We start from the raw sequence: 13,093 nt of genomic DNA on the forward strand, positions 1-13,093 counted from the left end.
AGGCGGAGCCGGCGAACGGGCGGACAGCCCCTATCTCCGCGGATTCGACAGGGTCGATGCGCAGCTGCTCGCCAGCGCGGGCACCACAAATGGCGGATGCTGTACTAAATCAACTTTTATGATCCCTGGTCGCGCATCCGTTAAGAAACTCCGTCTTCGAGGGCGGGCTACCAGTCGTGGTTGTCCATAAAGTTGATGTCGCCGCCGAGCACGGTGCGATATATGGCCTCCTCATGCTCGGCTGCAGCGCGGGCCCGAGCTCGATCACGATCGGACTGGCTCTGGCGCCGTCGCCGCTCGTCCTCGCTGATCGCCGGTGCCGCCGGGGCTGCGCGGGTCTTGTCGGCCGGACTCTGCTGCTGCCGATGCTTGCGCTCGGCCGGGGGAAGGCCCGCCCATCGACGGGGCTGCTGTCCTGCCATCACTCCATGGTGGTTGCCGTCAGCTGGATCCGCGAGCCCTCACCAATGCCACGCTGCGGTGCCACTCTGCGGTGGCATCGTGCCCTTCAACTACGGGAAGTAGGCCCGTCCGACTGGCAGAGTCGCGTAATCCAACCGTCGCCTATTCATGCTTCAACTGGACGGTCGGTCGCTCTGAGTATCGGTGGGGCGGTGCTCGGGGCTCCGTCGAGTGCGCAGACAATGATCGATATGAACGTCCGATATGACGAGGTTCTCGACCCGCTGCGCCAGGCATATGACACCCGCGCGGCCTGGCGCGACGGGCTAACCAAGGAACCGTGGAAGTTGGCAGAGCGTCAGGCGTTCCGGGACCGTCTGGCATCAGGTGCGCGGTTGCTGGAGATCGGTGCGGGCACCGGGCAGGACAGCGCCTTCTTCCAGCAGGAGGGTCTTGACGTCGTCGCAGCCGACCTGTCGCCGTTGATGGTGGAGCACTGCCGGGCCAAGGGCATCGAGGCTCACGTGATGGACTTCCTGCACCTTGACTTCCCGCTCGGCTCCTTCGACGCGGTGTTCGCGATGAACTGCCTGCTGCACGTGCCCAACCACGACCTGCCTGTGGTCCTGGCCGTGATCCGGGCTATCCTGCGTCCCGGCGGCCTACTCTTCGTCGGGGTGTATGGCGGCAGCGAAAGCGCTGAGGGTCCGATCGACGATGACCAGCACGTGCCGCCGCGCTTCTTCTCGTGGCGAACTGACGAACAGTTGCTCGGCTTTGCCGCCGCCGCGCGGTTCGACGTGGTGGACTTTCATCCGGTCGATACGGGTCGCGGCTACCGCTTCCAGTCGCTGACCCTGCGGCGCCCCAACGGCGACTGAGTAGCCGGCAGCAGCGGACCCGTGGTCACGGTGCGCTGCAGCCGGGGCGGCAGCGGTTCCAGGTAGTAAATAACCCAAAACCAACGACAGCGCAGGTCAGAGCCCCGATATCACCGGGTGGTCGCCGCCCATTCCGTCAAGCGGTTGACCAGCGCTGGCGTTGATTCGGGCTGGAAGCTACGGCTTGGCCAGTTGAGGTGGTCGCCATTGGTCGATAGACCTCACACCCACCCCAACCTGGACGGGGGGTGTCAATACCTTGGAGGATTTGATCGTTCTGGGACGGTGCGAATATGCGGGCGCGCTGGTGACGTCGCGGACGCGTCCCGCCCCCAACGATGATCACTGCTGCCATTCCATCGACTTTGCGTCGCACGCTATGCCAACGATCCGTTGCAAAGAATCCTTTGCCAAGATACGTTGGCATGCATGGCTGAGGGCCCCCGTACCCCCGGGTACGACTCCACGCACGATGTGGTTCTGGACGCTCGAACGCTGCGAGGCGTTGCCCATCCACTACGCCTGCGGCTACTCGGTTCGCTGCGTCACGAAGGACCGCAGACCGCCACCCAGCTGGCTGCTCGGCTCGGTGAGTCCAGCGCTTCGACCAGCTACCACCTGCGCACCCTGGCAGCGCATGGCTTCGTTACCGACGCACCCGAGCTAGGCCGCGGCCGGGAACGTTTCTGGCGTGCCGTACATCGCTCGACCTGGTTCGAAACTCCCGACCAAGACGCGCCGGAGCGCGAGCTCGGTGAGGCTTACCTGCGCACCGTCGCGCGGATGTACGCGGACAACGTCGAGCAATCGATCAATGAGTTAGCCGACTGGCCGCAAGAGTGGGTGCAGGCGTCGAACATGAGCGACACCACCATCCGCCTGAGCGCCTCGGAGACCCGGCAGCTCTCCGACGACTTGATGGCCCTGTTGGCGCGCTACCGGAAACAGGCGACGGAGCGGGGCGACGACGAGTCGGAACGCGTCGCGATGACCACACAGTTCCAGATCTTCCCGCGGCGAGGCCAACTGGACGATCTGTTGGCGAGGCGGACCGCGCCTGCAGATACCGAGTCGTCCGGTGCCGTGGTCGATGAACCGTCCGGCGCCGTGGCCGGGGACCAGGCGTGAGGCGGGCCGCGTACGGGCTCCTCGTGGCCGAGGCGGTCTCGGTCACCGGCACCCGAATGTCGGTGGTGGCGGTGCCCTGGTTGGTGTTGCAGACCACCGGTGATGCCCTGTTGACGGGCATCACCGCGTCCGTGGAGATGGGCACCCTGGTCGCGGCAAAAGTACTCGGTGGACCGCTGGTCGACCGGATCGGGTTGCGGAGCACCAGTATCGGCGGTGACCTGATCGCCGGTCTGGTGCTCGGCGTGGTGCCGCTACTGCACATCGCGGGACTGCTCGATTTCCCGGTCTTACTCGTCTTGGTCGGGGTAGTGGGACTGTTCTGCTGATCGCGCTGGTCGGAGCGCCGGCGGTCATCGTGCTGGACGCGGCCAGCTTTCTGATCGCCGCTGCGCTGGTGGCGACGCTGGTCCGCGTCCGGCGGGCCGCACCCGGCCCCGCCGAGCAAGACAAGCCCACCGGTGCCGGCGGCTACCTCGCCGATCTCGCAGCCGGGCTGCACTTCATCCGGCGTGACCCGCTGTTCCGGGCGATCGTCGCGATGATTCTGCTGACGAACATGCTCGACCAGGCCATGACGGCGGTACTCATCCCGGTATGGGCTGCCGAGCGCTTCGACGACGCCGTACCCATCGGACTCGTGTTCGGCGCGGTGAGCGCCGGAGCCGTCGTAGGATCGCTGCTCGTGTCGGCGTACGGCCAGCGGCTGCCGCGATGGCGCACTTACGCCTTGGCATTCCTGCTCGGCGCTGTGCCGAAGATCTTCGTGCTGGTGCTGCCGGTCGGACTGCCCGTCATCGCCGGCGTCGCGCTCGTCTGCGGGGTACTGATCGGGGCCATCAACCCGTTACTGTCCGCTGCTGAGTTCGAACGCATCCCCGCCGGGCTGCGGGCGCGCGTGCTCGGCGCGGTCGGTGGTCTGGCCTGGGCCGGTATCCCCCTCGGTGGGCTGCTGGGCGGAATGCTCGCGTCAACCCTCGGCGCCACCGGCAGCATCCTCGCGGTAGGGGCGGCGTACCTACTGGTCACCCTCGACCCACTGATCCGTCGACGCACCTGGCAGCTGATGAACCGGCCGCCCTCAGACGCCGCTGCGGTATCCGCAACGGCTTAACTACAGCGTCACGTCGCAACCCGGCCGCCGAGCTGGAGCGAAACAGCCTGAACAGCCCCGCCGCCGGACGCAGTATGCGGGACCGGATCCGCAGGAACATCAACTCCTTCGGACAAGTTCATCGCGGGGTGAGGAAATCTCAGCTGCGGAGAGCGCGAGATGCCCATCGACGATCTCCGCGGGCAGCTTGAGGTGAGCGAGTTCCGGGTAGTACTCGGCGGCCCGGGCTAGACCGAAGTCGCGCTCGGCCGGGTCGGCGGGCCGCAGCGGGCCGTCCTCGTCGTCGTTGCGGACCACATCACCGGGGGGCGTCAGGTACAGGACAGGTCCCCAGTAGTTGAACAGCGGGAGGCACCCGGGCCGGACCGAGCCGCTGCGCCAGTCGTCAGCCTGTGCCGTCTCCTCGATCAGCCGATGGAAGAGTTCAGCGTTCGTCATGGTCGTCTCCGGGAGATGTCAGGTGGAGCAGATCGGCGACCCGGAACGTGCGCTGGACGGCGTCGGCGACGAGGGCGGGGCGGATCACCCGGCACTTGTGGACGGTGAAGAGCTCCCGTTCGCAGACCGTCCACGCGGGGATCCGGCCGAGTAGAAAGTTCGCGCGCAGTGGCGATTCGCTGTCCGGTGGGACGGCACCCACCAGTTCGTACTCCAGGTGATATTTCATCAGTGGCGCCGGGGACGGGAGCTCGACCACGACGAACAGGCCTCTCGTGCCGGTTGACACCATTCCGGCGAGGGCGTCGCCGCGCCACCTGATCTCGCCCGCGACGACCGGCAGGCCCTGAGCCGAGAACGACCATGCCCGGTGAACCTTCACCTCCCCGGTCCAGGGCCAGTCCCGTGAGCCGGCCTCGACGGGCACCCAGCCCGCGTCCGTCACCTGACGCGCCATCTCGCGGTGCGCCTTGTTCTCCTTCACCAGCCCGACGACGAACCAGGTAAGGACCAGGAGCAGAGCCGCGCCGGAGAACTGGACAGGATAAGTGCGCATAGCCCAGTCCGCTGACACCATCACCAGCGAGTACAGCATGCCGCCCAGCACGTGACCGCAGGCCGCGACTGCCCAGCCCCTCATCCGTTGACGGACTGACATCGGCGTTCCCCGTGGTGGAATCGACTGACTGCCGACCACGGTAACGACCACCGTCAACGGATCAAAGGCCGATGACCGGGCCAGAGCCAGCCGCTGACGCGGGCGAGGTGGGCGGCTTCGATGCGGTTGCGGGCGCCGGTCTTGCCGACGGGCCCACCGGTCACCCCATCTACTTCCGCCGGGTGACAACAACCACCGAAAAGCCGTACCAATGCCACCAAAAACCGAAAGTCGGTGCCAACCGTCGCCGAAACCCCTGCGCGGCCCCGCAGGTCGCCTCCTCTGGGCAGTGCCAACTACGACGGAGAGCACGGCCCCGCCCCAGCCGACCGCGGAGGAACGTGCCACACAACGGCGAGCAGCACAGTGGGAACGCGAGAAGAAACTCTGGGAGAAGGATAAACGCGCCCGCGGGCTCTGACCTCCGGTGAGTCACCCGGCCGGTGCCAGGGAATCGAGGAACGTCACATCTACCGCCCGCTGCGGCCGCCCGTCCGCGCGGGACCGGACGACCGCGGTGTCCCCGTCTGAGAACGCCTCCCGCTTGGCCGGATGGAGACGCGTGGTGCCGTGGGCAGGGTGGCGACCTCGGTCCGGATCGTATCCAGCGCGCCGATCACATGGGCTTGCACCGCGTCCCAGGGGGTGCGGTCGTTGGAGGACCCCGTCGCCGATCAACACCGCCGACGAGGGCATGGGCCGAATCGCGTTCCTGCTGCTGGCACTGTTCGCGAAGATGGAGCGCACGTTCGCCGCCGAACGCGCCGCCAACGCCCGCGCGGTCTCCGAGGCCAAGGGCCGGCACGTCGACCGGCCCCTCGCACACCTAACCGACAAGATCGAGTACGCGCGGTTGCTCAAGGCCCAAGGTCAGAGCCTGGGCACGATCGCTGGCAAGACCGGTATCCCGAAGACGTCGCTGCACCGCCATTTGTCCGACATCGATACCGCGCCGGTACCGTCGGCATAGCAGAGCACGAGATCGGTAGATGGGTGTGGCCTCGGCGACGAGAGGGTGCCGGCCGACGATTGGCGATCTTGCAGAAACTAGCGTTTAGGCTGCTCAAGATACTTGCGGCAGATGATAGTGGGGCCGTTCCGGCTGAGCGTGACTCCTTCTTTCGGGTGACTGTCGCGGTATGGGGGTCCACATAGGTTTATTGCTGGTGGTCGATGATGATGGAACCGAGTTCCTGTCTGCCGAGCAGGCGGTCGGGCACGGGCGGTTTCCAACCGCCACCAGCGGGCCAACGGAGGGTACTGCGCGAGCCCGGCCGTGGCGACGACCCGTTAGCTGCCGACACACGCAGGGCGTTCGGAGGTAAGGCGGAAGGCGAGGGAGACAAGGCATGGGTGTGGTCGAGACAGCGCTGCTGCGTACAGCAGGTTCGGTGGTCTCACCGGCGGTGCGACGGTGGCTGGGACGCCGCCGTGACAAGCGGGAACGCGAGACACCGCTGATCGAGCTGATCGGGACAGGGGTCGCCGACGATCTCGGCGTACGCCGAGCCAGCCGCCGGCTGGGCGACATCACCGACACCGTCTACGAACGGCTCCAACCGCTTATCCGCCGCCGCGAGCAAGCGCTGGCCGACAACGAGATCGTCGCTGTCCTGGACGCGGTCACCGACACCCTGCAAGCCGCTGACCTGTCCGACGCCGCGGTGTTCGCCGACGACGTCGACCCCGCCCTGATGGCCACCCGCCTACGGCGGCAGCTACCCGACATGCCCGCCCTGGCCGGCCTGAGCGAGGCGGCGGTCCATCTGTACGGCAGGGTTCTCGACGAGTGCTGCACCTGCCTGACCCAACTAGTCGTGCAACTCGGCCCGTTCCAGGCCCGCGCCACCATCCAAACCCTGGAGCGACTAACCACGGTCGCCGACGGCCTCACCGAAGTCCTTGCCCGGCTACCGGTAACCAGCCTCGACGCACCCACAGGCACCAGCCACGACACCCAGTTCCGCAACCGCTACCTGGCCCACATACTCACCGAATTGGATCACCTGGAACTGTTCGGCGTCGACGTACACCGCTACCGCCTGCGCACTCCGCTGAGCATCGCCTACATCAGCCTCACCGTCACCGGTTCCAACACGCGGGGCTTACGTCGAGCCGGGTTCCGCTGGAATCCCGGCCAGTTCCGCGCCGATAGCGGCGCGGACAGCGCATCGGTCCGCGCCGAACAGGCCCTCGGCGACGCGGCACGAGTCTTACTACGCGGCGACGCTGGTTCCGGCAAGACCACCCTGATGCAGTGGATCGCCGTTACCGCTGCCCGGCACGGGTTCGCCAGTGAGCTCGACAGCTGGAACGGACGCACCCCGTTCCTGATCCGGCTACGCGACCATGTCACCCAGCCATTGCCAGCTCCGGAGCGTTTCCTAGACCTGATCGCCGCCGCCATCGCTGGTTTGATGCCCGTGGGATGGGTCCACCGTCAACTCGATGCGGGAGCCATACTGTGTATCGACGGTGTTGATGAAGTACCCGAAGCCCAACGCCGAACCGTCCGCGACTGGCTGCGCGGCCTGCTCGCCGCCTACCCCAACCTGCGAGTAGTCGTCACCTCCCGGCCCGCCGCCGCATCAGCTCGCTGGCTGGACACCGAAGAATTCTCCTCGGTCTTCCTGGAACGCATGGGCCCGGCCGACATCAAAGCCCTCATCCGGCACTGGCACGAAGCCGTGCGACGTGCCGGAGACCTACCCTGTCAACCACACCAGCTCTCCGGCTTCGAGCAGCGGCTACTCGCCCAGCTCGACGGCAGCCCCCACCTGCAGAACCTGGCCGCCAGCCCGCTGCTGTGCGCGATGCTGTGCGCGCTGAACCTCGATCGCGACAGCAACCTGCCCCGCAACCGGATGGATATCTACCAAGCCGCGATCGACATGCTGCTGCACCGCCGCGACTCCCACCGCGGCGTAGCTACTGAACTACCCGAACTCACCAGCCGCGACCAAGCCCAAATCCTGCAGGAAGCCGCCTGGTGGATGACCCAGAATGGCCGCGCCGAACTTACCCGAGCCGAAGCCGCACAGCGGTTCTCCCACCGCCTCGCCGGAATCCGGCACATCACCGCACCGGCTACCGAAGTTCTCGAGCACATGATTCAACGCAGCGGCATCCTGCGTGAGCCGGTCCCCGACCGCATCGACTTCGTTCACCGCACCTTCCAGGAATACTTGGCCGCCCGCGAAGCCGCCGACCAAGGCCACACCGGCGCCCTCATCGAACACGCACATCTCGACACGTGGCGGGAAACCATCATCCTGGCCACCGGCCACGCCAACGCGCCCATCCGCGCCCAGGTGCTGACCGGCCTGCTCGCGCTCGCCGACAAACAGCCCAAGAAAACGCGGCGGCTCCGGCTACTCGCCGCAGCGTGTCTGGAAACCGCACCGGCGGTCGAACCGGATGTCCTCACCCAGGTCCGCGGACACCTACGCGACCTGCTGCCCCGTTCCGTCACCGAAGCGAGATCTGTGGCCGCAGTCGGAGAACCGCTGCTCGCCGAACTGCCCGCAGACCTCACCGCATTGAGCGAAGCCCAGGCCGCGGCCACTGTCCGAGCCGTCGCACTGGTCAACGGGCCGGCAGCGCTCGACACCCTCGCCCGCTACGGTCCCGACCCGAGGCCCCGCGTCCAAAGGCAGCTCATTACCGCTTGGGAGTACTTCGACCCCCACGACTACGCCGAGAAAGTCCTGGCTGACTCACCCCTCGACGGCGGCGCGATAGAAATCCAAAACGCGAGCCTAATATCGGCACTGCCGCGACTGCGTCACCTCACCGACACGAGCCTGGACACTTTCCAGAGGCTGGAAATCTCCTATCTATCGAACGTACCACACCTCACCAGGCTGCTCCTTCAAGGAGGATTTTCCGGTGACCTACGGCAACTGTCCCTACATTCTGAACTTCGGTGGTTATATCTCAACGCAAAAGATCGGCGCCTTGATCTCTCACCGCTGCAGGACCTTCCTGAGCTCACATCTCTCTCGTTGTCGAATCTCGACCCGAATCAGGATTTGACTCCTCTTCGCCAAATACCGAAGCTTTCTAGCCTCGGCATTTCGGGATTCGCAATAACCGAGACAACTTTCGCAGAGTTGTCCGAGTTGAAGCATCTTTCCTTGATGGCACCCTCGTCGTGGAATCCTGAGACGCTGAATTGCCTCCAGAACATGAACAGTATGTCTTTTTCAACAGACGGCGAGCCAGTGGGAGGAGCCCACGCTCTGGCAAAAGCAACCCAGAGGCTGGGCTTGGCAGATTCAGGCAGTCGAAGCATTTGCCTCTACGAGTTCGGCGAATATCTCGGAGGGCTTCTTCCAATTGTGGATCTTACGGGGTCGGTCATTGATTTCGGAAGCCACCATTGCCAGGTATTTCGGATCCGATGTGATCGGGACGCCTTTCGGGAAGTACTCGCGCAGGATGCGGTTCGCGTTCTCGTTGCTGCCGCGCTGCCATGGTGAGTGCGGGCGGGCGAAGTAGACCGGCAGCCCGGCGGCGGTGATCCGTGCGTGTCCGGCCATCTCGGAGCCGCAGTCCCAGGTCAGCGAGCGGGCGATCTGTGGCGGCAGCGTTCCGGCGGCGGCGATCACCGCGTCGCCGACGGTCAGCGCGTCGCGTCCGGTCAGCGGGACCAGGACCAGCATCCGGGAGGTCCGCTCGACCAGGGTCGCGACTGCGGACCTGCCGGCCTTGCCGATCACGAGGTCGCCTTCCCAGTGGCCGGGCACCTGCCGGTCCTCGACCTCGGCGGGGCGTTCGTCGAGGTAGCGGGGCTCACGGATCCGCGGGGCCGGGGCCGGGCGGGGGCCCGAACGGCGGGCGGTCCGGCCGGTGCGCAGCTTCAGCAGTTCCCGAGCCAGGGCGGACACCGGCTGGGCGTAGACCCACTGGTAGATCGCTTCGTGTGACACCCGTACAGCCTGATCGTCGCGGTAGTCGCGCGGCAACCGGCCCGCGATCGACGCCGGCGACCAGCCGCCCTTGAGCAGCTGCGTGACCACCGTCCGCAGCCGTGGTGACCGGTCGACCGCGTACGCCTTCGGCCGCAACCGACCGGTCAGCGCCGACTGGTCCGCAGTCACGGCCCGGTACTCCGCCCGGCCGCCGTGGCGGGCCACGTCCCGTGAGACCACCGACGGGTTCCGGCTGATCAGCCGGGCAATCTCCTTGAATTCCAGGCCCTCGGCCAAGCCACGGGAGATCTCTTCACGATCGACCAGGGTCAACATGTTGCGCACGGCGGGCATCCTGTCCCACCGACCCATCAAGATCAAATGCTACGACTGACTGAACTCGCCCTTGACATCCCTGAACTGCTACCTCCGCGGCGAGACCTGGCTCACGGACTTGGCGCCGCTCGCCTCCATCGACTCCCTGACTACCCTGCGGATCGAGTACACACCCGTCACTGATCTGAGTGCCTTGGCCAACCATCCCCGGCTCACGGAGTTGGCGATCGAAAATGAGGTACATCTTTTCGATCTGGCGCCGCTTGCAGACATACCCGGGTTGAGAAAGCTCTGGATCAGAGCCTCGGCCCCTGGCCTTGACCTAACGCCCCTGCGCGGCAGCGACGTCACTGTATTTCTTTCCCGACGGCTAAGGGCCACGACCGCGGATCCTGGTGGGATACGAATCCGAACGTAGTGGTCATCTCGTTGCGCGCGCTATCACAGAAAGCAGACTATTTTCTGCGATAAGCTCCGCGACGAGCCGCCTCGGCCTGCCCACACCCCGGCGGACGAGGCGGCGAATACCGGTTCTTTTCTGCGATAAAGCCGCGCGGGAGGATCTTCGGATGGGAACCGTGAACAGGCTTGCCCGCCCGGCGACCCCGACCGCGGCCGAGGCGAGCACGGCCTACCTGGGCATCCTCGACCATCCTGAGAGCGTCGGCACCCGCCGCGTCTACGCCTCTACCCTGCGCCAACTAGCCGACGATCGCATTGAGCAGTCTAGATTGGCGCCCCACGCTGGGCTACTCGTGGAGCACTGGAGCCGCACCGCGCTACGCCGTGCGGCTGAGCAGATGGCGCAACAATTCCGCCGGGAGACACGTTACGACTTCACCCCGTACTCAGCGGAGGATCCTGCCGGTCAGCTGGTGATTCTGTTGCCATCGCACCGGTTTCTCGTCGGTCGAGGGAAACTCATTGCTGGTGCGGTCGGCATCGATCCCTCAGTGCAGTATCGCGATGAGCGGACCCCAGGCCATGCGCGACTTGGATGTACGTCCACCCCTACGAGCGAGGATCTGGTCTGATCTCCGGGGTGTGGCCGTATCTCGTTCAGCGGTGGCCCGGCTTGCCCCTTCCAGGGCCGTTCACTCCCACCGGTCTTGCACTGCTGCGTAGCCTCATTGCCAAAGGTCTTCATCCAAGCCATATCGGAACCGTGCCCGCAGAGGAGGCCCAGTAGCCTCCACTGTGTTACGAACGTTTGTTCTGTTCTACTAGTCCTTTCGGCCAGAGTAGAGGAGGAAACCAGCTTTCCGGGTTCGTGCCCTCGGCGGCAGAGACTCCATCGAACGAATCGGCCATTCATGTCGGCCGCTTGGTACGAAGGTGATCGCCGGGCGTGCCGGTATCCTTTCACTGTGTCACAGGCGAATCCGGCGGCCAGCAGGCCCACCACGATGAGTCGGCTCGACGCCGGGCTGGCCGTGGCCCTCGCGGTGCTGGCATTCGCGGCCGGGTCGGCGGTGTCTCCGTTGTGGTCTGGCGCGCCCTGGGCACGGGGCGGGCCAGCGATGGCCGATGCTGCGGACGTCCGGAGGCTCGCGAACGCTCAGCAGAGAGCCGACGCGGTGCGGTCGTTTCGTGAAGCGCTCAAGTCCAGGCTTGCCGACGAACAGGTAGACCAAGTGGCCGACCGGGCGGCGGCGGACCATGCGAGCGAGCCGGAGGCGGCAAAGCTCCAGGACGGCATCAAAACTCGCGAGGCGTTGCTGAGTGCGCTGCGGGTCCAAGCCGACGACGCGGTTACCGACCAGTCCGCGGCGGATCGGGAGCTGCGGCTCGCGACCGAGAAGGCCAACAAGAGCGAGAAGAAAGCCACTGGCCGCCTGCGGATTCTCGGCGACCTGACGCGCGCCGCCGTCGCCGCCATGGTCTGGTTGGTATTCGCCATTTTCCTCCTAGCCGGTGTCGGGGTTGTCCGGCTGTTCATGCGGCGGAGGGCTCGCTTGATTCACGTGTGGACGGTCGTTGGCTGTAGCTTCGTCCTGCTCGCTGCCCTGCTACTCGCGGTGACGGCGGGTTGGATCGCCGCGACCGCCTTCGTGGCGATCGTGGTGGTCGGTTGGTTGCTCGTGGCGGGGAGACGAGTTGCCTGACGCCACCGAAGCGGCAATCTCCGATCCGCGTGACGACCTGCTCGCGATGGCCGGTGACGCGGAACGGCTGGCCCAGCGCATAGCCGGGCGGCCGCTGCCGTTCACGCTGGGCATCTACGGCGCCTGGGGTGAGGGGAAGACCAGCCTCGCCAACCTGGTCGTGGGCTTTCTCAAACAACAGAACGGCTGGGAGGGGCTGCGCGTAGTCGAGTTCTCGGCGTGGCCGTACGTCACGGCCGACGCCATCTGGCGCGCGCTGCTGGAGAAGGTGGCCCGAATGGCCTACGGCTTCGACTCTGACCCCGGCCCCGCGCCGGTCCAGCCGTTGCCGGCGCGGCTGCGAGGTCGCCTGCTTGCCGAGGTATTCCTCGGCACTGTCGCCAAGACCGAGGAGGAACAGCACGCCGAGGAGTTCGAGCAGTTGATGGCCACGCTCGGCCGGGCCACGGCGGTCGCCAATCGCGTCGCCGCAGAGTCCGAGTCGGCGCGGCAGCTGTCCTCGCTGGCCGGCGCCGTCGTCGATCTTGCCGCTGCGGCGGCGAGCCCGCTCGGCTCGCTGCGCGGCCTGCTGGGCAAGGACGAGACTGCGAAGAGCACTGCTGATCGTGCCGTCGCCACCATCGAGCAGATGAGAGCGGGTGTACGTCAGCTGTTCCGAGCGGCCAGTAATCCCCGCACCGTGGTGCTTATCGACGACCTCGACCGATGCCTGCCCGAGGTGGCCTTCGACGTTCTTGAAACTATCAAGATCTTCCTCTCAGAATGTGCCGAGGCCGAGGCGGAATGCCTGTTCATCGTGCCTGTCGATGAGGCCGTACTACACCGGGGTCTTCATGCCCGGATCGGCGGCGACTATGTGAACGCCCGGATGTACCTGGAGAAGGTGATCCAGCTGGGGATCGACGTCTCGGCCGTGCGCGCCCCCTCGTCCGAGCGGTTCATCGCTGCGCAGTTCCCGGAGTGGGTGGGCGCCGCCGACCTGATCGACCTCGCGAGCCGGGGCAACCCGCGCCGTCTCAAGCAGCAGTGCGACCTGCTCGCCTTCAGCTTCGGCCGCGAGCCACAGGAGAAAGGCGAGACGAAGTGACCACGACCCCGGCCGAACTCGCAAAGGTTTG

Annotated in this window: 12 protein-coding genes and 1 pseudogene; 9 read left to right on the forward strand and 4 right to left on the reverse strand. The window is 66.1% G+C overall.

Features of this window, described 5'->3' with window-relative positions; all coding sequences use genetic code 11:
* Window positions 1-167: 167 nt before the first annotated feature.
* Window positions 168-422: a hypothetical protein gene (locus BLU81_RS47970; protein ID WP_157751512.1), complete on the reverse strand. Its 255-nt coding sequence runs from the start codon at window positions 420-422 to the stop codon at window positions 168-170.
* A gap of 222 nt (window positions 423-644) precedes the next feature.
* Here BLU81_RS47970 and BLU81_RS12460 point away from each other — a divergent pair, with 222 nt between their 5' ends.
* The 4 genes from BLU81_RS12460 (at window position 645) to BLU81_RS12475 (ending at window position 3,525) form a co-directional block, all read left to right on the forward strand.
* Window positions 645-1,283, forward strand: a complete 639-nt coding sequence (locus BLU81_RS12460) for a class I SAM-dependent methyltransferase (RefSeq protein WP_092556978.1) — start codon at window positions 645-647, stop codon at window positions 1,281-1,283.
* A gap of 429 nt (window positions 1,284-1,712) precedes the next feature.
* Window positions 1,713-2,411 carry a winged helix-turn-helix domain-containing protein gene (locus tag BLU81_RS12465; protein ID WP_092544485.1) on the forward strand — a complete coding sequence of 233 codons (699 nt, stop codon included), beginning with the start codon at window positions 1,713-1,715 and terminating at the stop codon, window positions 2,409-2,411.
* Window positions 2,408-2,740 carry an MFS transporter gene (locus BLU81_RS12470; RefSeq protein ID WP_092544487.1) on the forward strand — a complete coding sequence of 111 codons (333 nt, stop codon included), beginning with the start codon at window positions 2,408-2,410 and terminating at the stop codon, window positions 2,738-2,740. Before BLU81_RS12465 ends, BLU81_RS12470 begins: the two co-directional genes overlap by 4 nt.
* Window positions 2,741-2,769: 29 nt before the next feature.
* Complete coding sequence (locus BLU81_RS12475) at window positions 2,770-3,525, forward strand: MFS transporter (protein ID WP_092544489.1); 756 nt, start codon at window positions 2,770-2,772, stop codon at window positions 3,523-3,525.
* 99 nt (window positions 3,526-3,624) lie between these two features.
* Here BLU81_RS12475 and BLU81_RS12480 read toward each other — a convergent pair whose 3' ends face one another.
* Both BLU81_RS12480 and BLU81_RS12485 read right to left on the reverse strand, forming a co-directional pair.
* The gene (locus BLU81_RS12480; protein ID WP_092544490.1) at window positions 3,625-3,963 is read right to left on the reverse strand and encodes a hypothetical protein; all 339 of its coding nucleotides are present in this window, start codon (window positions 3,961-3,963) and stop codon (window positions 3,625-3,627) included.
* Window positions 3,950-4,519 carry a hypothetical protein gene (locus tag BLU81_RS12485; RefSeq protein ID WP_157751513.1) on the reverse strand — a complete coding sequence of 190 codons (570 nt, stop codon included), beginning with the start codon at window positions 4,517-4,519 and terminating at the stop codon, window positions 3,950-3,952. The genes BLU81_RS12480 and BLU81_RS12485 overlap by 14 nt, the downstream gene beginning before the upstream one ends.
* Before the next feature lie 796 nt (window positions 4,520-5,315).
* Between BLU81_RS12485 and BLU81_RS12490 the strand changes: the two genes are divergently transcribed.
* On the forward strand, window positions 5,316-5,591 hold the full coding sequence (locus BLU81_RS12490) for a hypothetical protein (RefSeq protein ID WP_231954459.1): 276 nt from the start codon (window positions 5,316-5,318) through the stop codon (window positions 5,589-5,591).
* 379 nt (window positions 5,592-5,970) lie between these two features.
* Window positions 5,971-7,296, forward strand: a pseudogene (locus BLU81_RS51510) (NACHT domain-containing protein); the annotation flags it as partial.
* 1,602 nt (window positions 7,297-8,898) lie between these two features.
* Here the strand turns inward: BLU81_RS51510 and BLU81_RS50560 are convergent.
* Window positions 8,899-9,870 (reverse strand): IS30 family transposase, encoded by a 972-nt coding sequence (locus tag BLU81_RS50560; protein ID WP_231954769.1) that lies wholly within the window; start codon window positions 9,868-9,870, stop codon window positions 8,899-8,901.
* A 569-nt stretch (window positions 9,871-10,439) separates the two neighbouring features.
* On the opposite strand from BLU81_RS50560, the gene BLU81_RS12510 reads away from it, so the two are divergent.
* The 3 genes from BLU81_RS12510 (at window position 10,440) to BLU81_RS12520 (ending at window position 13,062) form a co-directional block, all read left to right on the forward strand.
* Window positions 10,440-10,904 (forward strand): hypothetical protein, encoded by a 465-nt coding sequence (locus BLU81_RS12510; RefSeq protein WP_231954460.1) that lies wholly within the window; start codon window positions 10,440-10,442, stop codon window positions 10,902-10,904.
* Between the two features lie 333 nt (window positions 10,905-11,237).
* Window positions 11,238-11,975 (forward strand): hypothetical protein, encoded by a 738-nt coding sequence (locus BLU81_RS12515; protein ID WP_157751515.1) that lies wholly within the window; start codon window positions 11,238-11,240, stop codon window positions 11,973-11,975.
* Window positions 11,968-13,062 (forward strand): KAP family P-loop NTPase fold protein, encoded by a 1,095-nt coding sequence (locus BLU81_RS12520; RefSeq protein ID WP_092544502.1) that lies wholly within the window; start codon window positions 11,968-11,970, stop codon window positions 13,060-13,062. The genes BLU81_RS12515 and BLU81_RS12520 overlap by 8 nt, the downstream gene beginning before the upstream one ends.
* Window positions 13,063-13,093 lie beyond the last annotated feature (31 nt).

It is taken from the genome of Actinoplanes derwentensis (assembly GCF_900104725.1).
Lineage (GTDB): Bacteria > Actinomycetota > Actinomycetes > Mycobacteriales > Micromonosporaceae > Actinoplanes > Actinoplanes derwentensis.

Bases quoted from the DNA above. Each gene is read 5' to 3' on its own strand.
- BLU81_RS12460 (WP_092556978.1), top strand. From the start codon at position 645: ATGATCGATATGAACGTCCGATATGACGAGGTTCTCGACCCGCTGCGC.
- BLU81_RS47970 (WP_157751512.1), bottom strand. From the start codon at position 422: ATGGCAGGACAGCAGCCCCGTCGATGGGCGGGCCTTCCCCCGGCCGAG.
- BLU81_RS12485 (WP_157751513.1), bottom strand. From the start codon at position 4,519: ATGCGCACTTATCCTGTCCAGTTCTCCGGCGCGGCTCTGCTCCTGGTC.
- BLU81_RS12480 (WP_092544490.1), bottom strand. From the start codon at position 3,963: ATGACGAACGCTGAACTCTTCCATCGGCTGATCGAGGAGACGGCACAG.
- BLU81_RS50560 (WP_231954769.1), bottom strand. From the start codon at position 9,870: ATGTTGACCCTGGTCGATCGTGAAGAGATCTCCCGTGGCTTGGCCGAG.
- BLU81_RS12465 (WP_092544485.1), top strand. From the start codon at position 1,713: ATGGCTGAGGGCCCCCGTACCCCCGGGTACGACTCCACGCACGATGTG.
- BLU81_RS12510 (WP_231954460.1), top strand. From the start codon at position 10,440: ATGGGAACCGTGAACAGGCTTGCCCGCCCGGCGACCCCGACCGCGGCC.
- BLU81_RS12490 (WP_231954459.1), top strand. From the start codon at position 5,316: ATGGGCCGAATCGCGTTCCTGCTGCTGGCACTGTTCGCGAAGATGGAG.